23 protein-coding genes are annotated in these 24266 nt (G+C 46.9%); 13 read left to right on the top strand and 10 right to left on the bottom strand.

Going from position 1 to position 24266, the window contains the following annotated elements; translation table 11 throughout:
- The first annotated feature begins 342 nt into the window (after nt 1-342).
- Genes C8N47_RS12385 through C8N47_RS12375 form a run of 3 tightly spaced genes read left to right on the top strand, consistent with a single transcriptional unit; the run spans nt 343 to nt 5878 of the window.
- Complete coding sequence (locus C8N47_RS12385; protein ID WP_107822877.1) at nt 343-1290, top strand: lytic transglycosylase domain-containing protein; 948 nt, start codon at nt 343-345, stop codon at nt 1288-1290.
- Between the two features lies 1 nt (nt 1291).
- Nucleotides 1292-4156: an excinuclease ABC subunit UvrA gene (uvrA, locus tag C8N47_RS12380; protein WP_211316125.1), complete on the top strand. Its 2865-nt coding sequence runs from the start codon at nt 1292-1294 to the stop codon at nt 4154-4156.
- A 51-nt stretch (nt 4157-4207) separates the two neighbouring features.
- Nucleotides 4208-5878 carry a nucleoside kinase gene (locus C8N47_RS12375; protein ID WP_107822876.1) on the top strand — a complete coding sequence of 557 codons (1671 nt, stop codon included), beginning with the start codon at nt 4208-4210 and terminating at the stop codon, nt 5876-5878.
- A 39-nt stretch (nt 5879-5917) separates the two neighbouring features.
- Here C8N47_RS12375 and C8N47_RS18765 read toward each other — a convergent pair whose 3' ends face one another.
- Nucleotides 5918-6091, bottom strand: a complete 174-nt coding sequence (locus tag C8N47_RS18765) for a hypothetical protein (RefSeq protein WP_170111380.1) — start codon at nt 6089-6091, stop codon at nt 5918-5920.
- Nucleotides 6091-7392 (bottom strand): MATE family efflux transporter, encoded by a 1302-nt coding sequence (locus tag C8N47_RS12370; RefSeq protein ID WP_107822875.1) that lies wholly within the window; start codon nt 7390-7392, stop codon nt 6091-6093. The genes C8N47_RS18765 and C8N47_RS12370 overlap by 1 nt, the downstream gene beginning before the upstream one ends.
- Nucleotides 7393-7616: 224 nt before the next feature.
- On the opposite strand from C8N47_RS12370, the gene C8N47_RS12365 reads away from it, so the two are divergent.
- Together C8N47_RS12365 and C8N47_RS12360 are read left to right on the top strand one after the other, a co-directional pair.
- Nucleotides 7617-8216, top strand: coding sequence for a superoxide dismutase (locus C8N47_RS12365; RefSeq protein ID WP_107822874.1), 600 nt, complete (start codon nt 7617-7619; stop codon nt 8214-8216).
- An 80-nt stretch (nt 8217-8296) separates the two neighbouring features.
- The gene (locus C8N47_RS12360; protein ID WP_107822873.1) at nt 8297-8971 is read left to right on the top strand and encodes a VOC family protein; all 675 of its coding nucleotides are present in this window, start codon (nt 8297-8299) and stop codon (nt 8969-8971) included.
- A gap of 8 nt (nt 8972-8979) precedes the next feature.
- Here C8N47_RS12360 and C8N47_RS12355 read toward each other — a convergent pair whose 3' ends face one another.
- On the bottom strand, nt 8980-9327 hold the full coding sequence (locus C8N47_RS12355) for a winged helix-turn-helix transcriptional regulator (protein ID WP_107822927.1): 348 nt from the start codon (nt 9325-9327) through the stop codon (nt 8980-8982).
- Between the two features lie 137 nt (nt 9328-9464).
- Between C8N47_RS12355 and C8N47_RS12350 the strand changes: the two genes are divergently transcribed.
- From C8N47_RS12350 to C8N47_RS12340, 3 genes are all read left to right on the top strand, one after another.
- Entirely contained in the window at nt 9465-10451 is a 987-nt protein-coding gene (locus C8N47_RS12350; RefSeq protein WP_107822872.1) for a YhdH/YhfP family quinone oxidoreductase, read from the top strand.
- A gap of 196 nt (nt 10452-10647) precedes the next feature.
- Nucleotides 10648-11223, top strand: coding sequence for a superoxide dismutase (locus C8N47_RS12345; RefSeq protein ID WP_107822871.1), 576 nt, complete (start codon nt 10648-10650; stop codon nt 11221-11223).
- A 122-nt stretch (nt 11224-11345) separates the two neighbouring features.
- Nucleotides 11346-11522, top strand: a complete 177-nt coding sequence (locus C8N47_RS12340) for a transcriptional regulator (RefSeq protein WP_107822870.1) — start codon at nt 11346-11348, stop codon at nt 11520-11522.
- Between the two features lie 76 nt (nt 11523-11598).
- Here C8N47_RS12340 and xylE read toward each other — a convergent pair whose 3' ends face one another.
- From xylE to C8N47_RS12320, 4 genes are all read right to left on the bottom strand, one after another.
- Nucleotides 11599-13008 carry a D-xylose transporter XylE gene (xylE, locus tag C8N47_RS12335; RefSeq protein ID WP_107822869.1) on the bottom strand — a complete coding sequence of 470 codons (1410 nt, stop codon included), beginning with the start codon at nt 13006-13008 and terminating at the stop codon, nt 11599-11601.
- 175 nt (nt 13009-13183) lie between these two features.
- The gene (gene xylA / locus C8N47_RS12330) at nt 13184-14500 is read right to left on the bottom strand and encodes a xylose isomerase (protein WP_107822868.1); all 1317 of its coding nucleotides are present in this window, start codon (nt 14498-14500) and stop codon (nt 13184-13186) included.
- Nucleotides 14501-14643: 143 nt separating this feature from the next.
- A complete protein-coding gene (locus C8N47_RS12325; RefSeq protein WP_107822867.1) occupies nt 14644-16128 on the bottom strand; it encodes a xylulokinase in 1485 nt (494 codons plus the stop codon).
- A 117-nt stretch (nt 16129-16245) separates the two neighbouring features.
- Nucleotides 16246-17241 carry a GntR family transcriptional regulator gene (locus C8N47_RS12320; protein WP_107822866.1) on the bottom strand — a complete coding sequence of 332 codons (996 nt, stop codon included), beginning with the start codon at nt 17239-17241 and terminating at the stop codon, nt 16246-16248.
- Between the two features lie 99 nt (nt 17242-17340).
- On the opposite strand from C8N47_RS12320, the gene C8N47_RS12315 reads away from it, so the two are divergent.
- The gene (locus C8N47_RS12315) at nt 17341-17910 is read left to right on the top strand and encodes a nitroreductase family protein (protein WP_107822865.1); all 570 of its coding nucleotides are present in this window, start codon (nt 17341-17343) and stop codon (nt 17908-17910) included.
- A 45-nt stretch (nt 17911-17955) separates the two neighbouring features.
- On the opposite strand, the gene C8N47_RS12310 is transcribed toward C8N47_RS12315, so the two are convergent.
- Nucleotides 17956-18867, bottom strand: coding sequence for a proline dehydrogenase family protein (locus C8N47_RS12310; RefSeq protein WP_107822864.1), 912 nt, complete (start codon nt 18865-18867; stop codon nt 17956-17958).
- Between the two features lie 298 nt (nt 18868-19165).
- Between C8N47_RS12310 and C8N47_RS12305 the strand changes: the two genes are divergently transcribed.
- The 3 genes from C8N47_RS12305 (at nt 19166) to zupT (ending at nt 22060) form a co-directional block, all read left to right on the top strand.
- The gene (locus C8N47_RS12305; protein ID WP_107822863.1) at nt 19166-19762 is read left to right on the top strand and encodes an OmpH/Skp family outer membrane protein; all 597 of its coding nucleotides are present in this window, start codon (nt 19166-19168) and stop codon (nt 19760-19762) included.
- A 68-nt stretch (nt 19763-19830) separates the two neighbouring features.
- Nucleotides 19831-21009 (top strand): glycosyltransferase family 2 protein, encoded by a 1179-nt coding sequence (locus C8N47_RS12300; RefSeq protein WP_107822862.1) that lies wholly within the window; start codon nt 19831-19833, stop codon nt 21007-21009.
- A 244-nt stretch (nt 21010-21253) separates the two neighbouring features.
- Nucleotides 21254-22060: a zinc transporter ZupT gene (gene zupT / locus C8N47_RS12295; RefSeq protein WP_107822926.1), complete on the top strand. Its 807-nt coding sequence runs from the start codon at nt 21254-21256 to the stop codon at nt 22058-22060.
- Nucleotides 22061-22138: 78 nt separating this feature from the next.
- Here the strand turns inward: zupT and C8N47_RS12290 are convergent, their stop codons facing one another.
- Nucleotides 22139-22504 (bottom strand): winged helix-turn-helix transcriptional regulator, encoded by a 366-nt coding sequence (locus tag C8N47_RS12290; RefSeq protein WP_107822861.1) that lies wholly within the window; start codon nt 22502-22504, stop codon nt 22139-22141.
- A gap of 161 nt (nt 22505-22665) precedes the next feature.
- Here C8N47_RS12290 and C8N47_RS12285 point away from each other — a divergent pair, with 161 nt between their 5' ends.
- Nucleotides 22666-23508, top strand: coding sequence for an SDR family oxidoreductase (locus C8N47_RS12285; protein WP_107822860.1), 843 nt, complete (start codon nt 22666-22668; stop codon nt 23506-23508).
- A 79-nt stretch (nt 23509-23587) separates the two neighbouring features.
- Here the strand turns inward: C8N47_RS12285 and C8N47_RS12280 are convergent, their stop codons facing one another.
- A complete protein-coding gene (locus tag C8N47_RS12280) occupies nt 23588-24238 on the bottom strand; it encodes a DUF6134 family protein (protein WP_107822859.1) in 651 nt (216 codons plus the stop codon).
- Nucleotides 24239-24266: the final 28 nt, after the last annotated feature.

The following is a 24266-nucleotide window of genomic DNA, read 5'->3' as shown; positions in this document are numbered from 1 at the left end:
CCTGTTTTGCAAGAGGATGCGGGGTCCGGAATACCGATTCCGCCTCGATCGGGAAATTCAGACGGCCGGATACCAGAGGCCACCTTTTACCGGTGTTTTCCCCGTTTTTCAGTTCCCCGGCCGAGGATGAAGTAGGATGAACGGAGTTTTATTTTGAGAAAGCAGGCATTCAAATTGAGACGCCCGTCGCAAAGCTGAAAACGATGGCGGTGGCAGTGGTTCAAAAAGCAATTTTTGCCTGAACAAGCTGGCAATTCAGTTGTCTTAAAAATTAAAAATTCAACTTGGTTGATAGCCCCATTGAAAACCATTATTTTTGCTGTTTAAAATTGCATGTAGGGTATGAGAAAGATTGTTGGACGCAGCTTATTTAGTCTGTTGGTGCTTGTTGCTTTTGTTGGATGTTATTATTTCCTGCAAGCCTATACAGTTCCCAAACAGGAGGAAAACCCCAATGTAAAACGGGTAGAAGTTCCGATGCACGGTTCGGTGGATGTGCCATCGAAATTAACCTTTATGGGCGAACCGGTTCCTTTGGAATACTTCGATGTTCGCGAAAGCCTGGATCGGGAGTTGCTGGTGAATGCGAACTTTCATTCGCAAACCCTGCGTTTTCTGAAGTTGGCGCCGCGCTATATGGAAATTATCAAGCCGATTTTGAAAGCCGATACGGTGCCGGAGGATTTTGCCTACCTGGCTTTGGCGGAAAGCGGCTTCAACGAAAAAGCGTTGTCGCCGGCCGGAGCGGTTGGTTTTTGGCAGTTTATGAAAGGAACAGCAACCGACTATGGACTGGAGATCAATCCCCAGGTGGACGAACGTTATCATCTGGAGAAGTCGACCAAGGCTGCTTGCGAATACCTGAAAGACTCGTACCGGAGGTACGGTAGCTGGACCTTGGTGGCTGCTTCGTATAATGCCGGCCGCAATCATATCGATCGGCAATTGGAACGCCAGAAGGTGAGCAGCTACTACGATTTGCTGCTGGGCGAAGAAACATCGCGCTACGTGTTTCGCATTTTAGCCCTCAAGCTGATTATGGAGAACCCCCGGAAATATGGGTTCGATATTCGCGAAAATGAAGTGTATCCCCGATGGCGGTTCAATACGGTGACCTTGAACGGACCGGTAGCCAGCTTTGCCGATTTTGCCAAAGAACATGGAACAAATTATAAGATTTTGAAGATGTTGAATCCTTGGTTGCGCGATGATAACTTGATAAACTCCAAGCGAAAGACATACACGATTAAAGTGCCGGCTGAAGGATTCCGGACCAACGAAAACAATTAGAATGGTGGAGAAAGATAGCTTGTACGCCGAAGAGGAACTGCTCGATCAGGACGAGAAAATTGCGGTACACGGTGCCCGTGTTCACAATTTGCAAAATATTAATGTCGAAATTCCCCGCAATAAACTCACGGTAATTACCGGACTTAGCGGAAGCGGAAAGTCGTCGCTGGCCTTCGATACCATTTATGCCGAGGGGCAACGTCGCTATATTGAGACCTTCTCGGCTTATGCCCGCTCGTTTCTCGGAAATATGGAACGCCCCGATGTGGATAAGATCACCGGTCTGAGCCCTGTGATTTCCATCGAGCAGAAAACAACCAATAAGAACCCCCGGTCGACGGTCGGCACGGTAACCGAGATCTACGACTTCCTGCGTTTGTTATATGCCCGTGCCTCTGAGGCTTTTTCGTACGAAACAGGCGAAAAAATGGTGAAGTACACCGACGAGCAGATCTTAAATTTGATTCAGGAGCAGTTTGGTCAAAAGCGAATCCTGATTATGGCCCCTTTGGTGCGTGGCCGAAAAGGACATTACCGCGAATTGTTTGAGTCGCTGCGCAAAAAAGGCTTCTTATATGCCCGTGTTGATGATGAAGTTGTTGAACTGAAACCCAATATGCGTGTGGATCGCTATAAAAATCACTTTATTGAAGTGGTGATCGATCGCATAAAGGTTGAGGAGGGAATTACAAAACGCTTGAAGGAGTCGGTTCAGATGGCCATGAAACAAGGACATGGCGTCTGCCTGATCAAGGATCATGATTCGGATCAGCTGAAATTCTACAGCCGTCAGCTGATGTGTCCCACCAGCGGTATTTCCTATCACGAGCCGGCACCGCATAACTTCTCCTTCAACTCGCCGCAAGGTGCCTGTCATAAATGTAATGGCCTGGGGCGCATTGCCGTAATCGACCGCGATAAAATCATCCCCGATCCCAAACTGAGCATTGCCAAAGGGGGAATTGCGCCTTTGGGCTCCCAAAAAAATACGCTCATCTTTTGGCAAATTGAAGCCCTCGGCGAAAAATATGGCTTCAACCTGAAAACACCGGTCGAAGAGATCCCCGAGGAAGCCCTGGATGCGATTCTTTACGGAACCAATGAACGTATTCAGCTGAAAAACTCGCCGCTTGGCAGTTCGGTGAATTACATGATGAACTTCGAAGGGATTGTTAAATACATCGATAGCCAACGCGACGATAACCCTTCGCGAACAGCCCAAAAGTGGGCCAATCAATTTGTCAAGGAACAGGATTGCCCCGAATGTAAGGGGAGTCGTTTGCGCAAAGAATCGCTCTATTTTAAAATCGATAAAAAGAATATCTCGGAGCTGGCCCGCATGGATATCGCCGAGCTGCGCGATTGGTTTGAAGGCCTGGAAGAACGGCTTTCGTCGCGGCAGTTGAAAATCGGACACGAGGTGATTAAAGAAATTCGCACCCGTCTGAGTTTCCTCCTGGATGTTGGTTTGGAATATCTGTCGCTGGATCGTTCGTCGGGCACCTTGTCGGGCGGAGAGTCGCAACGCATACGCCTGGCCACCCAAATTGGTTCGCAGCTGGTTAATGTGTTGTATATCCTCGATGAGCCCAGTATTGGCTTGCACCAGCGCGATAATGTGCGCCTGATTCATTCGCTCGAAAAACTGCGCGACACCGGCAACTCGGTCATCGTTGTTGAACACGATAAAGACATGATGATGTCGGCAGACTATCTGGTGGATATGGGCCCCTTTGCCGGGCGGCATGGCGGCGAAGTTGTTGCTGCCGGAACACCGGAAGAAGTGCTGAAAGCCGATACCTTAACCTCGAAATACCTGAAGGGAGAACACCAGATTCAGGTGCCTGAAAAACGGCGTAAAGGCAATGGCAAAAGTCTGAAACTGACCGGTTGCACGGGCAATAACCTGAAAGATGTGTCGGTGGAATTTCCTCTGGGAAAAATGATTTGTGTAACCGGAGTTTCCGGAAGTGGCAAGTCAAGCTTAATAAACGGAACCTTACAACCGCTGCTGAGTCAGTATTTCTATAATTCGCTGAAAGATCCGCTTCCTTATGAAAAAATTGATGGACTGAAGTACATCGATAAAGTGGTTCAGGTGGATCAATCGCCTTTGGGACGAACACCGCGCTCCAATCCGGTGACTTATACCGGTGTTTTTTCCGATATCCGTGCTTTGTTTGCACAGCTTCCGGAAGCAAAAATCAGAGGCTACAAGCCGGGACGTTTTTCCTTCAACGTAAAAGGAGGTCGTTGTGAGTCCTGTCAGGGAGGTGGACTGAAATTGATTGAGATGAACTTCCTGCCCGATGTTTATGTGCATTGCGATGCCTGCAACGGGAAACGCTATAACCGCGAAACGCTCGAAGTGCGCTACAAAGGCAAGTCGATCAGCGATGTTCTGGATATGACCATCAACCAGGGCGTGGAGTTTTTCGAAGCGCTGCCTTCCATTGCTCATAAGCTGAAAACCTTGCAGGAAGTGGGCCTGGGCTATATCACGCTGGGGCAATCGTCAACAACCTTGTCGGGCGGAGAGTCGCAGCGCGTGAAGCTGGCCACCGAGCTGGCTAAAAAGGATACCGGCAAAACCTTGTACATTCTGGACGAACCCACAACAGGGCTTCACTTCGAGGATATCCGTGTGTTGTTGGAGGTCTTGTACAAGTTGGTCGATCGCGGGAACACCGTTATTGTCATCGAGCATAACCTGGATGTCATCAAAGTTGCCGATCATATTATCGATCTGGGGCCGGAAGGTGGCCGAGGTGGCGGCACCATTATGGGAACCGGTACTCCGGAGGAAATTGTGGCAAAGAATGAATCGTATACCGCCGAATTTCTGAAAAAAGAGTTAGCTTTATAGAGCTCCAAGGTTCGGCCAGGGCCGGACAGGACCAACAGAAACCAATCTGCTATGAGCTCGAAAACAATTGATATTTACTGCGAGAACACCAACACAGTTACAGCCTATCCGGTGGGAATTACCCTCGAAGAAATTAGGGATGACCTGGGTGTTCAGCTCGATAACCCGATATGCGGGGCACTGGTGAATAATAAGGTGAAAGAACTTTCGTTTGCCGTTGTTAAATCCAAGCAGGTTCGGTTTATCGATTACACCCATATTGACGGGCGGCGCTTGTATGTTCGTTCGCTCATCTTTTTGTTGTACGTTGCCGTGCGCGAGACCTTCCCCGAGGTGAAGCTAAAGGTGATGAACGGAATTAGCCAGGGCTATTATTGCGAGCTTCTGGGCCTGGAACGCAAGATTGATGATTCGGATATCTTCGGGATAAAAACAGAAATGGAGTATTGGGTGAAGCGAAATATTCCTTTCGAGAAAAAAGGCCTGCTCACCCGCGATGCCGTTGACGAATTGCAGCGTCAAGGCCTGGAAGAAAAGGCCAAGCTGTTTGATCAGCAGGGCATGTTGTTTTCATTTCTGTATTACCTGAATGGTTATTGCAACTACTTTTACGGGCATCATGTGCCGTCAACGGGCTACTTGACAACCTTCAACCTGGTGCCTTATTTTGATGGTATCCTTTTGCAGGTGCCTAAGCCCGACGATTTCGATGAGCTTAATGAAGTGGAGCATCAGCAGAAGTTGTTCGGCATTTTCAAAGAACATAAAAACTGGGCGGAGCTGATGAATGTTCCCAACCTGGGAATGCTGAATCACTATATCGAGAGTGAACGGGGAGGCGATATTATTAAAATATCGGAGGCTTTGCATGAGAAGAAAATCGTGGAAATAGCCAATATGATTGATGCCCGAAGGGATCAGCTGAAGGTGGTTTTAGTTGCCGGCCCCTCGGCCTCGGGAAAGACAACGTTCAGCAAGCGCTTGTCGGTTCAGCTGGCCGTCAATGGCATTGTTCCGCACCTGATCTCGCTGGATGATTATTTTGTCGACCGGGAGAAAACACCGCGCGATGAACATGGTAATTATGACTTTGAAGTGCTGGAAGCCATTGATATTGAATTTTTCAATCAACAGCTATTACAGCTCTTTCAAGGAATGGAGGTTGAATTGCCTCGCTTCAATTTTATCGTAGGGCGCCGCGAACCTTCCGGTCATAAGCTGCAGCTGGGAGACGGACATGTCCTGATTGTTGAGGGGATTCACGGCATGAACCCCAAACTGATGCCTCTGGTGGATGGGACGATGAGTTTCAAAATCTTCCTGTCAGCTTTAACACAAATCTCGATCGACGATCACAATCATATCTCAACAACCGACAACCGATTGATACGCCGTATTTTGCGCGATAGCAAGTACCGGGGCTATTCGGCTGCCGATACCATTAAGCGTTGGCCCAGTGTGCGTAATGGCGAAGAACGGAACATCTTTCCCTATCAGGAAAATGCTGATGTGATGTTTAATTCGGCCTTGATGTACGAGTTGGCTGTACTGAAAAAGTATGTGGAGCCTTTGCTGAAAGCCGTGCCCGAAACCTGCGAAGAACATTGTGAGGCTAACCGCCTGCTGAAGTTTTTCAGCTACTTTCATCATATCGACGATATAGAAATTCCACCAACATCGGTTATTCGGGAATTTTTGGGTGGCAGCAGCTTTAAATACTAAGGGGGAGTGATCAGTATGCAGTTGCAGTGATCAGACAATTTACGATTTAGCCATTTTCAGGTTACCATTCACTGAAATTCCAAATTCCAAATTCCAAATTCCAAACTCCAGGTTCCAGGTTCCGCCCAGTAACCAGTAACCAGTAACCAGTAACCAGTAACCAGTAACCAGTAACCAGTAACCAGTAACTAGTAACCAGTAACTCGCTCGCACTAGTGGAAACTTTTCGCCAGCACTTTAGGGAATAGGATCGCCTGAAAAATACCCCGGCCAAGCATAAACAGCATCATCGCCAGCCAGAGGGCGTGGTTGCCGAGTACGTCCTGTAAGAAGTAGAAACTCGGAGCAAAGAGCAATAAGGTGGCCGCAAGCATGCTGTTGCGCATTTCTCTTGATGCGGTCACACCAATGTAAATGCCATCCCACACAAAGGAACTGAAGGTAATCAGTGGCGTGAGAATCACCCAAACAATAAAATGACTGGCTGTGTCATACAGACCATCCTGGTTGGTCAGCAGCCCGATGACAAACTTGTTGCCAACTAAAAACAGGAAGCTGAAAGCCAGTGCCAAGCCAATACCCCACACAAACAGACGGCGGGTTAACTCGTAAAATAAATCTTTGCGTTGTTCACCTTTGTATTTGCCGGCCAGTGCTTCGCCGGCAAAGGCAAAGCCATCAATAAAAAAGGAGAAAAGCAGCAGAAACTGGATCAGGATTGAATTAACTGCCAGGATATGATCGTTGATGCTGGCCGATTTGGAGGTGAAAAAGGTAAAGACAAAGATGACGCAGAAGGTACGGATGAAAATGTCGCTGTTGACTTTAAAGAATCGTTTCAGGGCAGCCAGGTTAAACACCAAACTTTGCTGGTAGTGGGCAAACAGCGGTTTATACTTTTTGCGCAGAAGAAACAAGCCTGTCAATATACCGGTATATTGCGCAATGACCGTCCCCCAGGCTACGCCGGCAGAGTTCATTTGCAAAAAATAAACAAAGATGAAACTGAAAATGAGGTTGAAGACATTCGCCAAAATGGAGGTGATCATCACGTAGCGGGCATTCTGCATCCCCAGAAACCAGCCGTTTAAAGCATACAGGCCCAAGGTTGCCGGTGCAGCCCAGATGCGAATGCTGAAATATTCGCGGGCCAACGTTTCTACCTCCGCACTTCCTCCGATGGCTGCAAAACTGATCCATTCAATTGGGACTTGCAGCAGGATAATCAAGACACTAATCACCGTTGATACGGTTAGCGAGCGGGCCAGAATAGAGAAACTCTCGGCTTCGTCGCCCTCACCATAACTTTGAGCCGTAAAGCCACTTGTCCCCATGCGCAAAAAGCTAAACCCCCAATAAATAAAGTTGAAAATGACGGTCCCCAGAGAAACGGCACCGATGTAGACTTCCGAGTCAAGATGCCCCATCAGGGCCATATCCACCAAGCCTAACAGCGGAATGGTTACGTTACTGATGATATTGGGGATGGCGAGTTGGAGGATTTTTCTGTTCACGGAAATTTTTTGGGCAAAGAAACAAAAAAAATGCCGCTTGCTAAAGCCTTGATTCTGTTGGTTAATTGAGAATAATGATTGGAGATAGATTTTTTCAATAAAGAAAAGAGCTTCTTTATTTGGAACGAGTCTGAATAGTCTTTAGATTTGCATTAAAAGATTTAAATATCTGATTAGTCTTGACGCCAAGATAACAATGAACCAATATTAAAAGAAAAGAGAATATGTCATTCGAATTACCAAAATTACAATATGCATACGATGCGCTTGAACCCGTAATCGATGCCCGTACGATGGAGATTCATCATACGAAACACCACGGTGCTTATACAACAAACCTGAATGCGGCTATTCAGGGAACAGAACTGGAAGGTCAATCAATTGAAGAATTGATGGCCGGAATATCAAAAGCTTCGGTTGCTGTTCGCAACAACGGAGGTGGTTATTACAATCACTGTTTGTTCTGGGAAGTGATGACACCGGGTGGAGCAAAAGCGCCGAAAGGCGAACTTGAAAAAGCGATTAACGACTCATTTGGGTCATTCGATAAATTTAAAGAAGCTTTTACCAAAGCCGCCGCTACCCGTTTCGGTTCGGGTTGGGCCTGGCTGGTAAAGCAGGGTGATAGTTTGGTGGTTTCATCCACACCGAATCAGGACAATCCGCTTATGGATGTTGCAGAGGTTCAGGGAACTCCAATCCTTGGTCTCGATGTCTGGGAACATGCCTACTATTTGAATTACCAGAACAGACGTCCTGACTATATCTCATCGTTCTACGATGTGATTAACTGGGATGAAGTCGCTAAACGATTTAAAGGTTAGTTGATTTTTGGTTTTTTTCCCCGAGGCAGTGGTCTCGGGGTTTTTCTTTTTTAGAGGGACTGTCCAACCATTTTTTTAGCATGAAGATTACAGAATTGCATATTTACACGTCCCGGTTGGATGAACAATTAGAGTTCTACCAGGAGGTTTTGAGCCTGCCGTTGCTGGAATCCTCCCAAACAGATTTTAAAGTGTTAGTCGGCCAATCGGTGTTGTGGTTTTCCTACAAAGCGAAATCCACGCCCTATCATTGGGCTGTAAATATTCCTCCCAAACAACTTGGCGATGCTTTGGCCTGGTTGCACAAACGAGTTTCCATTATTCAAGACGAAGGGCACGACATTATCAACTTTGTAAGCTGGAATGCCGAGTCCGTTTATTTTTACGATCCCGATCAAACTATCCTCGAGTTCATAGCCCGCAAGAACCTTCCCGGTAAAAATACCGACGCCTTCGATTACCATTCCTTGATCCGAATCAGTGAGATTGGCGTACCTGTCGACGATATTGCTACTTTTTACAACCAGCTGCAACAGTTATCCGACTTCAATATTTATGATGGAAGTATGGAGCGGTTTTGCGCGATAGGCGATGAAGAGGGACTGTTTATTGTTGTCAACAAACACCAGAAGCGTTGGTACCCGACCAACGATGACACCTTTTCATCTGATTTTGAACTGAAGTTTGAGAATCTCGGGAACTCTTTTTTCCTTGTTTTTCGGAACGGAAAAATTGTTGAAGCGACTTCAATTTAACCTTCCATTTAGTCGCTTTTTTTCGATGCGTTTGATATTTCGGTATCGATCAGGGTTTCGAGTAGAATACCACCTTTGATCATGCTCTTTAAAATGGGACGAATGGTTTTGCCAAGCTCGGTAAGTCTGTATTCGACCCGTGGCGGCACCTCCGGAAAAACAGTTTTCTCAATCAAAAGGTCTTGTTCCAATTCGCGTAGTTGTTTGCTCAACATGCGTTCGCTTAGGTCGGGAAGCAAGCGAACAAGGTCGCTGTACCTTTTTTCGCCTTGAAAAAGGTGCAGAATAATGGTTGCTTTTCGTTTTCCTTTTACCACATTGATAAACGTATCGATCGGACAGTAACTTTTTTTCATAAAAACCGAAATCTTAATTGACTGATTTTCTTCAAATCCGAAAGAAATGTAAGTAGGCGCATCATTTGTTCGTTCTTTCTGATGTGATTTATTTTCAGCAGGTTTGTTCAAAAATAACGATAAAAACGATACAAGATATGAGTAGTTATCAAGCTTATGTCGTCCGCGAAAATGACGGGGCATATTTGGGAAAGGTTGAAAAAGTAGATTCCTGGGATTTGAACGAAGGGGAAGTCCGGGTAAAAGTAGAATATAGTTCGTTGAATTATAAAGATGCCTTGTCGGCCAGTGGGAATAAAGGCGTAACCCGGAAGTATCCGCATGTGCCGGGCATTGACGCCGCGGGTATTGTCGCAAAAAGCAAAAGCCCGGGATTTTATGTTGGAGATATGGTCATTGTTACCAGCTACGATTTAGGGATGAGCCACCCGGGAGGTTTTGCCGAATATATACAGGTTCCCGATGCCTGGGTAGTGGCTACACCAAAAGGGTTGACCTCGCTGGAAGCCATGATTCACGGGACGGCTGGTTTCACAGCGGCATTGTCGGTTTACCGGTTGATTCAAAACGGTCAAACGCCTGAAATGGGACCAATTGTTGTAACCGGCGCTTTGGGCGGCGTTGGAAGTATTGCCTGTCGGATTTTGGATAAATTGAATTTTGAGGTGATCGCGGCCAGTTCGGAAGGAATGGGAGCGGACGAAATGAAGAGTTTGGGGGCTTCGGCACAAATCACGAAAGCTGAAACAGATGACCAGTCGGGACGACCAATGTTGAAGACAAGCTGGGCCGGTGCTATCGATGTGGTTGGCGGCAATACGCTTACAACGCTGCTGAAGGGATGCAAGCCGCTGGGAAATGTAACGACCTGTGGCAACATCGGTTCCGGCGATTTGGCGATGACGGTTTACCCTTTCATCCTAAGAGGAGTTAGTTTGTTGGGCGTCGATTCGCAAAATTGCCCGATGAATATCCGCGAAGAGATCTGGAACCTGCTGGCTAATCAGTGGAAAATTGATTTCAGCGATCATCTGATTCACGAAACTGAGCTCGACGGGCTGGACAATTACATCCAATTGATGTTGACAAAGAAAAGCCGCGGTAGGGTGGTGGTCAAACTTTAACGATGCAGTTGCTCTCAGTAAATGGATTGCACGCTGATCCGGAGACGATTAATAGTCTTCGGATTGTTTTTGTCGTAAGCGAATTATTTGGAATCACTTTAAATAGCTTTTGTTCGGCATCCTTTCTCAAACATTTCGGCGAACTCCACGTTCTAGGAGTCAAAAATCAAAAAGTCTAACTTTTAAAAGAGAAATTATGTCATTTGAATTACCTGCATTACCCTATGCAAAAAATGCATTGGAACCCTACATCAGTGAAAAAACATTGGATTTTCATTACGGCAAGCACCACAATGCGTATGTTACCAACCTGAACAATCTTGTTCCGGGAACTGAGTTCGAAAATGCCGATCTGGAGACCATCGTTAAAAAGGCAGAAGGCGGGATTTTCAATAACGGTGCACAGGTTTGGAACCACACCTTCTACTTTTTCCAATTCTCGGCTACACCGGTAACTGAGCCAACTGGTGCGCTGAAAGCGGCAATCGATGCTTCATTCGGATCGTTTGATGCGTTTAAAGAAGCTTTCTCGAAAGCAGCAGCAACCCTGTTCGGATCTGGCTGGGCCTGGTTGGTGAAAGACGCCGCAGGAAAACTGAGCATCGTTCAAACCAGCAATGCGGCTTGTCCGTTGCGCGACGGATTGACTCCGCTGATGACTTGCGACGTTTGGGAACATGCTTATTACCTCGACAAGCAAAACCTGCGTCCAAAGTACATCGAAGACTTCTTCAAAGTACTGGACTGGAAAGTTGTTGAAAGTCGGTTCTAAGACGGATGGCCGGATTACTGGATTTTTGGATTATTAGATGTCTGGAAGTCTGAAAATCTAACAATCCGATAGTCCAATAGTCCGGAAATCTGCCAGTTCAACAATCTAAAAATCTTGAAAAAATGAGTGCAGAGAAAGTATTGGCAGCGATGGAGGCTGCCGGAAAACCGGTAAAAGCCGGAGAAATTGTTACAGCCACCGGTTTGGACCGGAAAGAAGTTGATAAAGCAATGAATCAACTGAAGAAAGAAGGTAGAATTGTATCCCCGGTGCGTTGTGCCTGGGAACCTAAAAAATAGAAAAAGGGGCTTTAGGGCCCCTTTTTTATTTGTTAGTTGAACGTATCGACTAACTTCTTTGTTACTCTGTTGATCTCTATTTTTTCCAAAGTTGTTCCATTTCTTCCAGGGTTTTTCCTTTGGTTTCGGGAACAAATTTCCACATAAACAAAGCGGCCAGGATACCCATGATGCCATAGATCCAGTAGGCAAATCCATTGTGAAAATTATCGACCAGGAAGCTGCTTTTGTTCATCATGGGGAAAGTCCACGATACCAGGTAGTTCGAAATCCACTGTGCCGCAACGGCCACAGCCATGGCACGCCCACGGATTCGGTTCGGGAAAATCTCGGCCAGCAGCACCCAAACAACCGGCCCCCAACTTACCGCAAAGCAAGCCACATACCCCAGCATGAAAACCAGGGCAGCTAGTCCCACTTGTTGGAAGAAGAAGGCAAAGCCCAAGGCGAACATGAAGAAGGCCATCCCTGCAGCACCAATAATCATTAATGGTTTACGGCCAAATTTGTCGACGGTAAGAATAGCCACAACGGTAAACGATAGGTTGATAATACCCACGATGATGGTCTGCAGCAGTGCGGTGTCGGTTCCTGATCCCATATTCTTGAAGATCTCAGGGGCGTAGTACAACACCACGTTGATTCCGACGAATTGCTGGAAAGCTGAAAGCAGGATACCGATAACCACAATCAAAATACCAAATGAAAATAATTTTCCGGAGGTAGTGGTCAGGGTTTGTTTGATTTCACTCAACACCTGAGAGCCCCGTTCTGGCCCATTGATCTTGTTCAGAACCTTCAGCGCCTTAGTGTCATCTCCTCTGAGAGCCATGTAGCGGGGCGTTTCGGGAACAAAAAATAACAGGAATAGAAATAAGCCTGCGGGAATCATTTCCGAGGCGAACATATAACGCCAGCCAATGCTGTTCAGCCAGCTGTCATCTCCTTGTCGGGCAATGGCATAGTTCACAAAATAAACGACCAGCATACCGAAGATAATGGCGAACTGGTTAAAGGACACTAAGCGGCCCCGAATGTCGGCTGGAGCAATTTCGGCAATGTACATGGGCGACAGCATCGATGCCAGCCCGACGCCGATACCTCCGATAATGCGGTAAATGATGAAATGCCAGTAAAAGGTATGATCACCTTCGCCAAACGGACGAAAGAACAACTCGGGGTAGGACGAGCCCATTGCGGAGATGAAAAACAAAATAGCCGCCAGGATTAGCCCTTTTTTGCGGCCCAGCTTTAAGCTGATAAGACCACCGGAAAGGCCGCCGATGATACAGCCGATCAGCGCACTCGATACAATAAATCCAAGTTGCGAGTTGGCGGCAGTTTCCCCCAAGCCCATTGGTTTGATAAAAAAAACGTCCAGCGATCCAACTGTTCCTGAAATTACTGCGGTGTCGTATCCGAAGAGCAGTCCGCCCAGTGTCGCAACAATGGTGATCGCGATGATGAAGAACTTATTCTGTTTCATGTTTCATTGGTTTGTGTCGACCCTGCCTGCTGTGTGGGCATTTGTCAGGGTCCATCTTTTTTTGGTTCGTGAGGCATTGAAAAGCAGATAAACCCGATTCGTTTTAAAGGGTCACGAATCGGGTTATACAAATTATTTTATGTCTGAAATGAAATTCATTCCATTTATTGAAATCTTAAATGTACATATTTACAATAGCTTCGTACAATTCTTGTTTGCCGCTAATTTGTTTTGGTTCTCCGTTTGCTTTAGCGTATTCGTAAACTTGTTCGAAAGTCAATTTGCCTTCTTCAAATTCTTTTCCTTTGCCTGAATCATAAGAAGCATAGCGATCTGCAATCATTTTTTCATAAGGAGATTCTTCCAGAATTGCAGCTGCAGTTTCCAGCGCGCGAGCCATCACATCCATAGCGGCGATGTGTGCGATGAACAAATCATCCAGATCCGTTGAGTTACGACGGATCTTCGCATCGAAGTTGGTACCGCCACCTTGCATGCCGCCACCTTTCAATACAACCATCATGGCTTGCGTCAATTCGTACAGGTCAACCGGAAACTGGTCAGTATCCCAGCCATTCTGAACATCACCGCGGTTGGCGTCGATTGCACCAAGCAAGCCTGCGTCAACAGCACATTGCAATTCGTGCTCGAAGGTGTGGCCAGCCAAGGTTGCGTGGTTTACTTCAATGTTCAATTTGAAATCTTTTTCCAAACCGAATTCTTTCAGGAAGCCAATCACAGTTTCAGCGTCAACGTCGTACTGGTGTTTCATGGGTTCCATTGGCTTTGGCTCAATCAGGAATGTTCCGGTGAAACCTTTTGAACGACCATAATCGCGAGCCATTTTCAACATGGTTCCCAGGTGTTGTTTTTCACGTTTCATGTTGGTGTTCAACAACGACATGTAACCTTCACGTCCTCCCCAGAAAACATAAGCCTTACCACCCAGGGCGATTGTTGCATCAATCGAGTTTTTAATCTGAAGCATGGCACGGGCAGCTGTGTCAAAATCAGGGTTTGTGCTGGCGCCGTTCATGTAGCGAGCAGGTGAGAAAACGTTAGCAGTACCCCACATCAGTTTGATGCCTGTTTCAGCTTGCTTTTGCTTGGCATACTCTACAATTGCTTTCATGTTTGCTTCGTATTCTTCGATGCTGTTTCCTTCGCTAACCAAGTCAAGATCGTGGAAGCAATAGTATTCGATGCCCATTTTTTGCATGAACTCGAAACCGGCATCCATCTTGTTTTTAGCTGCTTCTACCGCATTTTCCGCACCAACCCATGGGTGGTTTTGGGTTGCACCGCCAAAAGGATCGCCACCGTCGGCACATAGCGTATGCCACCAAGCCATGGAGAACTTAAACCATTCGGCCATTGTTTTGCCGTAAACAACTTTTTCCGGGTTGTAGTAACGGAAGGCCATTGGGTTTTTACTTTCTTTTCCTTCAAATTTGATTTTTTCCACTGATGGGAAATAAACTGTTGTGCTCATGTTGTGAATTGTTAGGCCCTTCAATCCTCCCCGGGGGGAGGCTATCAGGACATTGCTATTAATTTTAATTTTCTATTTTTCGTATCAGACTCCTAATTCCGTTTTTCTGATTCCTCCCCCCACGGGGGAGTCGGAGGGGGCTTCTAAATGAATTTCTCCAGCATACTCTTCCAGTTGCCGTAAGCAGCTTCATATTCCGCCTTTTTGTTTAAATCAGGTTCTATGGTTTCCAGTTTGGTTAAGTTTGAAAAGGCTTCGGCCGGCGACTTGTAGTAGCCTGAACCGATTCCGGCACCGCGGGCAGCTCCCACTGATCCGTCGGTGTTATACAATTCGATGGTTGCACCGGATACGCCTGCGAGCGTTTCGCGGAAAATCGGGCTTAGGAACATGTTCGCTTTTCCGGCACGGATTACTTTGGCGTCAATGCCAATGCTTTCCATGATCTCCATTCCGTATTTGAACGAGAAGACGATGCCTTCCTGCGCTGCGCGGAACAGGTGTGCGTTGGAGTGAATATTGAAGTTGATGCCGGACATGACTGAGCCCAGGTTTTTATTTTCGAGAACGCGCTCAGCACCGTTGCCGAAAGGCAGAATGCTGATGCCGTCGGAGCCGATGGCGACTTTCGAGGCCGCTTCGTTCATGCCTTCGTAAGAGATATTGCCGCCACCAACTTGTTTGTTCAACCACGAGTTCAGGATTCCTGTTCCGTTGATGCAAAGCAGTACACCCAAGCGATTGGCTTCGGTGCTGTGATTTACGTGGGCAAAGGTGTTTACGCGCGATTTCGGGTCGTATTTTACCTCGTCGCTCACCCCGTACACAACGCCCGATGTTCCGGCGGTTGTGGCGATTTCGCCCGGGTTCAACACGTTTAATGATAAGGCATTGTTGGGTTGATCACCGGCGCGATAGCTGATTTTGATACCGGGTGCCAGCCCCAATTCTTTTGCAGCGGTTTCGTTAACCTCGCTTTGTACGGAGAACGTTGGTACAATTTCCGGAATAAAACTTTCTTCAAAGCCGTAGTAGTCGATCAGCATTTTAGCCACCGAATTTTCTTTGAAGTTCCAAAGAATGCCTTCCGACAGGTTGCCTGCTGTTGTTTTAACCTCGCCACTCAGTTTCATGGCGATATAGTCGCCCGGCAGCATGATTTTATCAATCTTTGCGTACAGTTCCGGTTCGTTGTCTTTCACCCATTTCAATTTCGAAGCGGTGAAGTTTCCCGGAGAGTTCAGCAGGTTTTCCAAACATTTTTGTTCGCCGATTTCCTTCATGGCCTTATCGCCGATGGCAGCAGCGCGGCTGTCGCACCAGATGATTGACGGGCGCAAAACGTTTTGGTCTTTGTCCACAACAACCAATCCGTGCATCTGGTACGAGATACCGATTGAGTCAATCGCCGTCGGATCAACCTTCGATTTATCCATGATCTCAGCAACCGCCAGCTTCAGGTTGGCCCACCATTGCTCCGGATCCTGTTCTGCCCATCCCGGTTGGATGGCGGTCATCTTCATCTCTTGCTTCGGATAGAAGGCAGAGGCCAGGCATTCGCCCGAGTCGCCGTTGATAATCGACGCTTTTACGGATGAACTGCCAATGTCAAATCCTAGTAGGTACATTTTTCTGTGTTTTATTTAGTATCGGATACTTGTTTGTTCTGTTCTGGTGTGTTCTGCAAATTTAGGACAGTCTTTCCGATTTCAAAGCGCGAAAAATGTGTTTTAGAGCATGTTTTGTCAGACCGATGCGCGAATCGTCAAGTGGGTGGGAATTTGCAGATGGATTGATTCACCGCTTTTTACAAATTCGGCGGCCTTTTTCCCCATGGACTCGAAATCGGTGGATATCACACTTATTCCGTCTTTGACATATTTTTTCATCGGTGTTTCGTTGTACGAAATGACGCCAACATCCTGCCCGATGGTTAAATTTTTTGTTGCACACTGATCCAGGAAGCGGGCAAGTGTTCTGTCGCTTACCAACAGGTACAGGTCGCCCTGTTCTACGGTCATCTGCCGGGAGCTTTTGAAAATCTCGAAGCGGATGTTATTGTCCTTGCAAAAGCGCTCGAAATATTCAAGCGACTCGGGCGGGTGGTAGGTGAACTCGGGGTAGAGATAAATAAATCGTTGGTACTTTTTAATCAGCGGCACTTCGGTTTGCAGGGCCTGGTAAAGGCTCGGCCCGAAATCCTGATAAATCGACGAAGCTTCGGCGATGGTATGGACCTGCCAGTCGATCGACAACAGCTTTGCCGGTGGAATTTGTTGGATAATTTCCGGCACGCGCTCGTGGTCGAAGTTCATTACAATGTATTTCGAGTATTTACCAATGCTTTCGGTAATGATTTTCTCGAAAATCTCGATGTTGTAATGGTGAAAGTGCAGATCGACCGTAAAATTATCGGGCAGGTTATCCAGAAACGAGCCATACAAAACCTCTTTGTAGGCTTTGAAGGTATCGAGAAACAGAAACACTTTGGTGGTTGCCTTGGCTATAAAATAGCCTTTGTTAGGAACCGATTCCACAATCCCGCGGTTCTTCAATTCAGCATAGGCTTTGAACACCGTATCGCGCGAAAGCGAACTTTCTTTGACCAGTTGATTCACCGATGGCAGGATATCGCCAACCTGAAGCAAATTGCGGCTAATAGCATCGGTAACAGCATCAACAAGCTGCTGAAATTTTAACTGGTTGGAAAGCGGATCAATCTGAAACTTAAATTTACTCATAACGGTTCTGGTGTTCTGTTCTGGTATGCAAACATAGGAAAGATCCGTAGAAATTGCCGTCGAAATCAGCGATTTTATTAATATTGAAAAGAAAATCCCATGCTAAACGATCTGTTAAAACGCAACCGCAGCTACCGACGCTTCGATGAACGAGAGCGCATCAGCGGGGAGCAGCTGAGCGAGTGGATAAGCCTGACGCGCTACTGTGCCAGCGGCCGGAATGCACAGCCGCTGAAATATATCCCGGTAACTGAAAAAGGAGATTGTGATAAATTGTTTCCCACCTTAGCCTGGGCCGGTTACCTGAAGGATTGGCCGGGCCCGCGGGACGGGGAGCGCCCTGCAGCCTATATTATTTTGGTGAATGATACCGAAATTGCGACCAACTATTTTTGCGACGATGGCATCGCAGCCCAAAGTATTTTGCTGGGAGCTGTTGAAGCCGGCTATGGGGGCTGCATGATTGCTGCTGTGAAACGGGATGCGCTTCGCGAGCAATTCGGAATACCTGAAAGATATCAGATCGTTATGGTCCTGGCCTTGGGAAAGCCGATCGAGAAAGTGGTGTTGGAGGAAATGAAAGACGGCGATTTTAAGTATTGGCGCGATGAACGGGCTGTTCATCATGTTCCCAAACGAAGTCTCGATGAGCTGATTTTGAAACGATAACAGGGGAGGAGAGAAGCGAACTCCTCTCCATATCCCTTTTCAAAACTAACCCCTAAAAAACAATGCTTTTATGATATGGTTGGCCATCTTTGGATTTTCCTTGAGCCGGCGGGTCGAATAACCAAACCAGTCTTTGCCGAAGGGAACATAAACGCGCATCCGGTGTCCTTGCTCAACAATCGATTTGCGTAAGTCGGGGGTAACCCCGTAAAGCATCTGAAACTCGTAAAGGTCTTTCGAAACCCGATAGCGTTTGATCAGCTCCAGCGCTTGCTCAACCAAATATTTGTCGTGTGTTGCAATGCCGACATAAATTTGATGACGCAACATAAACTCCAGATCTTCGATATAGTGATCCCGAACCGACTGGTATTCTTTATAAGCGATCTCTGCTGGTTCAATGTAGATTCCTTTGCACAAACGAAAATTCAGCGGATGGCCGTTTGCCGGTAGCTTATTCAGATCCATAATGTCGTTGAAGGTCCGACGCAGATAGGCTTGTACCACTAAGCCTACATAGCCCGAAAACTCCTTTTTCAGCCGCTTAAAAATATCAAGCTCCGGATCTACACACTGCGAATCTTCCATATCAACACGCACAAAACTGTTGCAGTCTTTGGCTTTTTGCACGATGGCACGCAAATGTTGGTAGCATACTTCCTGATCGAGCAAAAGGCCAAACATGGTCGGTTTCAGCGAAAAGTTGCCCTTTATTTTTTCGCTCGTGAATCGGTCTATAAGCTCCAGGTAATTGTTCTTGTTGGCTTCGGCCTGCTGAAGATTGCTGATAAATTCGCCAAGCAAATCCATGGTTACTTCGATGCCTTCTGCATTCAGCTGTCGGGCAACCGCAATTCCATCCTCCATTGTTTCGCCCGCTATATAGCGCTTCGAGAATTGCCATACCAGTTTCTCGGGCAGGTGCGGTAGCATTTGGGCAATTAGTTTATTGATCATCTTCAAATATCGCTTTAGGTTATTTCGTCTTTTTTCGTTCAGCCTAAAAATACGACTAGCCGAAGCCTTTCGTCAATGACCTTTATCAGGCCTTTTTTATGACTTTTAGCATATTTCTTTTACGGATATTTTCTTCGGCAGGATCGCGAAAAATAATTGAGGAATAACTGTTTTCCTGCTGATAAATTTTTATTTTTGGCCTCGATTAAAAAGAATAGTTAAAAAGAAGAAAATTGTGGCAATTGCGATCCTTGCGGTTTCAAATGCCTGATATTCTGCAAAAACCCTAGAAATAAACATGAAAAATTCGTCATTGATCCTAAACCTGGTTTTATTGGTTGCTGTTATTGTTCTTTTTGTGTTGCATTTTACTTCGGGCAGTGGTTCAAAACCCGATGGAGCCTTAGTCAGCGGGCCGGCCCAGTTAACCGATATGAAAATTGCTTACGTGAAAGTTGATTCGTTGATCGTAAATTATGATTTAGCGCAGGACTTACACGATGAGTTCACAAAAAATCAGGAAGCTTATACCAAAGAGTATGCAACGCGTCGTTCAAAATTCGAAGAGCAAGCTGCTGCTTTCCAGGAAAAAGTGCAACGTGGCGGATTCCTAAGCGAACAACGTGCTGTGCAGGAACGCGATCGGTTGGTGAACGAAGAGCAGGAAATCCTGAAATTGGATCAGGAGCTGTCGTCGAAACTGACTGAAATGCAAAATGCCAACAACGGCCAATTGGTGGATAGCCTGATGGCCTACCTGAAACGCTTCAATGCCGATAAAAAATACGCTTACATTTTCAACTCGAGCGGCATCCTGATTGGCGACGAAGCACACAACATCACCAACGAAGTGTTGGAAGCGATGAACGTTGACTACGCTGAAAAGAATAAATAAAACATTGCAAATACAGAATAGCTGAATCCGGGTTTTGCCCGGATTTTTTTTATCCCTATTTTTCGTGAATGAGCTTTGCTGATCGCTATATTGAACGAAATATTAACAGTGCCCCTTTCGTAACCGAAGCTCCGCGGCCGCAGCTACGCATGGTTGTGGTGGTCCCGGTGTATAACGAACCCGAGCTGTGCCGGATGCTCAACAGCCTGGAGGCCTGCAATGCACCGGCGGGTGGGGTGGAAGTGCTGCTGGTGATTAATGAAAGCGAGATTGCGCCGGCTGAAGCGATTGCCCAAAATAATAAAGCACAGGCCGAAGTTGCTGGTTGGAAGCAACAGCATCCCGCTTGTTTTTTTGCGCTGCACATCATTCGCCCCAAAGCTTTCAGGCGTAAGCATGCCGGCGTGGGAATGGCTCGGAAAACAGGCATGGATGAAGCCATTCGTCGCTTTGGAGCACTGGATCGGCCCGATGGCATTCTCATTTCGCTGGACGCCGATACGTTGGTGGCTGCCAACTATTTCACGCAACTGGAAAAAAGCTTTGCTGAAAATCCCCGCGCTGTAGGGGCGACCATTTGTTTTCAGCACCGCATTGATGAACTGGATAATGCGCGCCAGCGAGAGGGGATGCATCTCTACGAGCTTTATTTGCATTACTACAAGCAGGCACTTGCTTTTACTGGCTTTCCGCATGCCATTTACACCGTTGGCTCGGCTTTTGCCGTACGCGCCGAAGCTTATGTGAAGCAAGGGGGGATGAGCAAACGACAGGCCGGCGAGGATTTCTACTTTTTGCATAAGCTGACGGCTATGGGGCCAATTGTCGAGATCAATTCCACTGCCGTTTACCCTTCGGCGCGCCTATCGAACCGAGTGCCTTTCGGAACCGGGCCAAGTTTGCAAAAGTGGGTGGATGGCGACGAAAGCCTTCGCCATACTTATGCTTTCAGCGCCTTTGCCGACCTGCACAGTTTTTTTCAACTTATTCCCGGCTTTTGGCAGAAGGAGTTTGATGCCAGGCAGCTTCCTCCATCCGTTGCCGACTTTGTTCTGGCCGATGGATTACCCGACATTGTTGCCGAAATCCGCAGAAACAGTGCCTCGGCAGAAGCCTTCGAAAAACGTTTCTTTGGCTATTTTAACGCCTTTAAAATTCTGAAATTCCTCAATTACGCCCATCTCCGCCATTACGCCTTTCAAGACTTGCAGCAGGCTGTGGTGCAATTGCAGGAAGCACTGGGATGATGATTTTTTGCAGGCTTGCCAAACAAATAGGCTTCCAAGCTGCCAATTGGTTAATATCACAGCGATAAATGAGACTCGTGGCGGTTGGGGCAGGATCTGGATCAGGGCGGCAGCTCGTTGCTTAACCTTAAGCAAGATTCGATGAAAAGTTCCGGCAGCACTCGCAGAAAATAAGGATGCTCCGGATTATTTTATTAGTTTCGGGCAGTGGTACCTACACTCCAACTAAGGTTAAATGATTGATATGGAAACACAAAACGTGCTTTTTGCCCTTGGGTTAACATTGTTTGCCGGTGTCTCAACAGGCATTGGCAGTGTGATGTCCTTTTTGTCGAAAAAGTTTAATCCCCGGTTTTTGGCAGGTTCCCTGGGCTTTTCAGCCGGGGTGATGATTTACGTGTCGCTGGTCGAGATTTTTGTGAAAGCCAAGGACTCACTGATTGCGGCACATGGTGTTAAAGTCGGAAATTGGTATACGGTCATCGCCTTTTTTTCGGGAATTGTACTCATTGCTTTGATCGACAAGATGATACCCTCGTTTGAGAACCCCCACGAAATCAAAAATATTGAAGAGAAGAACCTGAGCCCGGAGAATAACAAAAAGCTTCTGCGTATGGGCATGTTCTCGGCGCTGGCCATTGCCATACACAACTTTCCCGAGGGGCTCGCAACCTTCATGGGCGCACTGACCGACCCAACTTTGGGGATCAGCATTGCTGTGGCCATTGCCATTCACAACATCCCGGAAGGTATTGCCGTGTCGGTTCCCATTTACTATGCTACCCGCAACCGCACCAAAGCATTTTGGTTGTCCTTTTTATCGGGGCTGGCCGAACCGGTGGGGGCTGTTATCGGCTACTTCATCTTACGAACCATTTTCAACGACTCCATGTTTGGGGTGATCTTTGCCAGTGTTGCCGGTATTATGGTTTACATTTCGCTCGACGAGCTGCTGCCCACAGCCGAAGAGTACGGCGAGCACCATATTGCAATTGGCGGCTTGGTGGCCGGCATGGCCGTGATGGCCGTCAGCCTTTTGCTGTTTGTGTAGGCGGATTGACGACCTTCCTTAATCGGCTGACCCTGGTGTAACACTTGGCTGCTTTTGCATCGTGTTGGCTTCGGGGTATCACGTAAATTGTTTGCGCGATGCTATGATGTCGTTCATATTTTCGCGAGCCCACTTGACCAGGCTGTGAAGATGAGGCAACAGGCTTTCGCCGCGCTCTGTGAGCCGGTATTCTACCTTCGGGGGGATTTGAGGGTACACTTTTCGGTTAACCAGTCCATCGGATTCCAGGCCCTTTAAGGTGACGGTCAGCATTTTTTGCGAAATCGTTTCAATGGTCTTATGAATTTCCGAGAACCGCATAACCTGAGCTTCTTCCAGTACGAGTAAAACCAGTACCGACCACTTGTCGCCAATGCGATCGATAACATTTCGTACCGGACAATGCTCGGCATCGCCAAAATATTTCAAATTTTTTTCTTCCATAGTTTCTTGAAAATCAATATTTCTAACTTTTGGGTAACTCGTTGATCTTTTGGTTCGTTCTTGTTTTTACCTGCCGGAGGCAATACCTTTGACTTACCAAATGATACTAACATACCATGAGGGAGCAAATATAATTATTAAAACTAAAAGAAGGAGTAGATATGAAAATAGCAGTAACGGGTGCAACTGGTCAATTGGGCCAAATTGTCATCGAAAAATTGAAAGAAAGAGTCGCTGGTGAAAACATGGTAGCTTTGGTTCGCACGCCGGAGAAGGCCGCAAATTTAGGTGTTGAGGCTCGTGCTTTTGACTACACAAAAGCTGAGGAATTGGCGGGAGCATTAGAGGGCATTGATAAGTTGTTGCTGATTTCGGGGAATGAAATTGGCAAGCGTCTGGAGCAACACACTAATGTGATTGCGGCCGCTCAAAAAGCAGGTGTTAAATCGATCGTTTATACCAGTTTGTTGAGAGCCGACAGCTCAACATTGAGTCTGGCTGGTGAGCATTTGGCAACCGAGGAACTTTTAAAGGCTTCGGGCATTGCTTACACCATTTTGCGGAATGGCTGGTACACCGAAAACTACACCGGTTCCATCGCGGGGGCACTCGCAGGGGGTGCTTTTATAGGCAGTGCCGGTGAGGGGAAGATTTCATCGGCTGCTCGCGCTGATTATGCAGAGGCCGCGGTTGTCGTGTTAACCAGCGAAGATCAAGAAGGTAAAGTGTATGAATTGGCCGGCGATAATGCTTATACATTAAGTGAGTTGGCTGGTGAAATTTCGAGACAAACAGGCAAGGACATGCCGTATAAAAACCTGCCTGAAGAAAGTTATGCTGAGATCCTGAAAAGTTTGGGTATACCCGACGCTTTTGCCGGAGCAATTGCCGGCTGGGACGTTAGTGCCTCGACAGGAGATTTGTTTGATGACGGTAAACAGTTGTCTACGTTAATCGGAAGGCCAACAACAGCATTGTCGGAGATGGTCGCGAAAGCGTTGTAAGCATTGCCTTTTATAGATCGAAAAAGCCCTTTGTTCAATCGAGCAAAGGGCTTTGTTGGTATTTTTTACGAAGGTGTGTTTAATCTATCGTATTGGCTGTTCCGGTCTTCGACTCTCCCGTCTGGTCAATCAGGATCATCTGAATGGTGGCCAGCGGGTGTTTGAGTTTGGCGTGTGTCAGGATCCCGTTTTTATATTCGTATTCGTTGGCTGTTTTGCCATTCTCGTCGGTGGATATGTAGCTGTGGTCGCCCGTTTTTTCGAGGCTGTTGTGCTCGCCGGTCCGTTCTTTGTACATCGAATGCACATTCTCCGGTTCAAAGAAATAAAGCAGGCTGCCGCTGTAGTTAATCTCGTCGGTGATCGTAGTCGAATCTTGCTCGTTGACCAATAAATAATTGTCGTTTTGCTTTTTTAGCCAGGTGTCCGAGTTCAGTTCGTCATTCTTGATAGTTTCAACATGCGAATGTTGCAGGATCCCATCACGGTACAGACTGTTCTGCACATATTTGATGTGGTAGGTAAAAATCAACTTCACTTTTACCTCGGTGATTCCTTCGGTTCTGATCTCGTTGCCAACCGTTTGTTGCTTAACTTTGAAGGTGCCGATATTCATCCCGAAAACCCGCAGTTCGTAATTGGCTGTACGGCCCGATGCACTGGCTCCCAGGCTGATGATCAATAAAATGCCAAGCAAAATAATCTTGCCTTTGTTTCTCAAATAGCTCATGGCTCTGTTTTCTGTTCATTCGCTGTTC

This window comes from Mangrovibacterium marinum, from assembly GCF_003046625.1.
In the GTDB taxonomy this organism is placed as follows: Bacteria; Bacteroidota; Bacteroidia; order Bacteroidales; family Prolixibacteraceae; genus Mangrovibacterium; species Mangrovibacterium marinum.
Note: the sequence above shows the minus strand (reverse complement) of the source record. Positions and strands in the feature narration are given on the sequence as shown.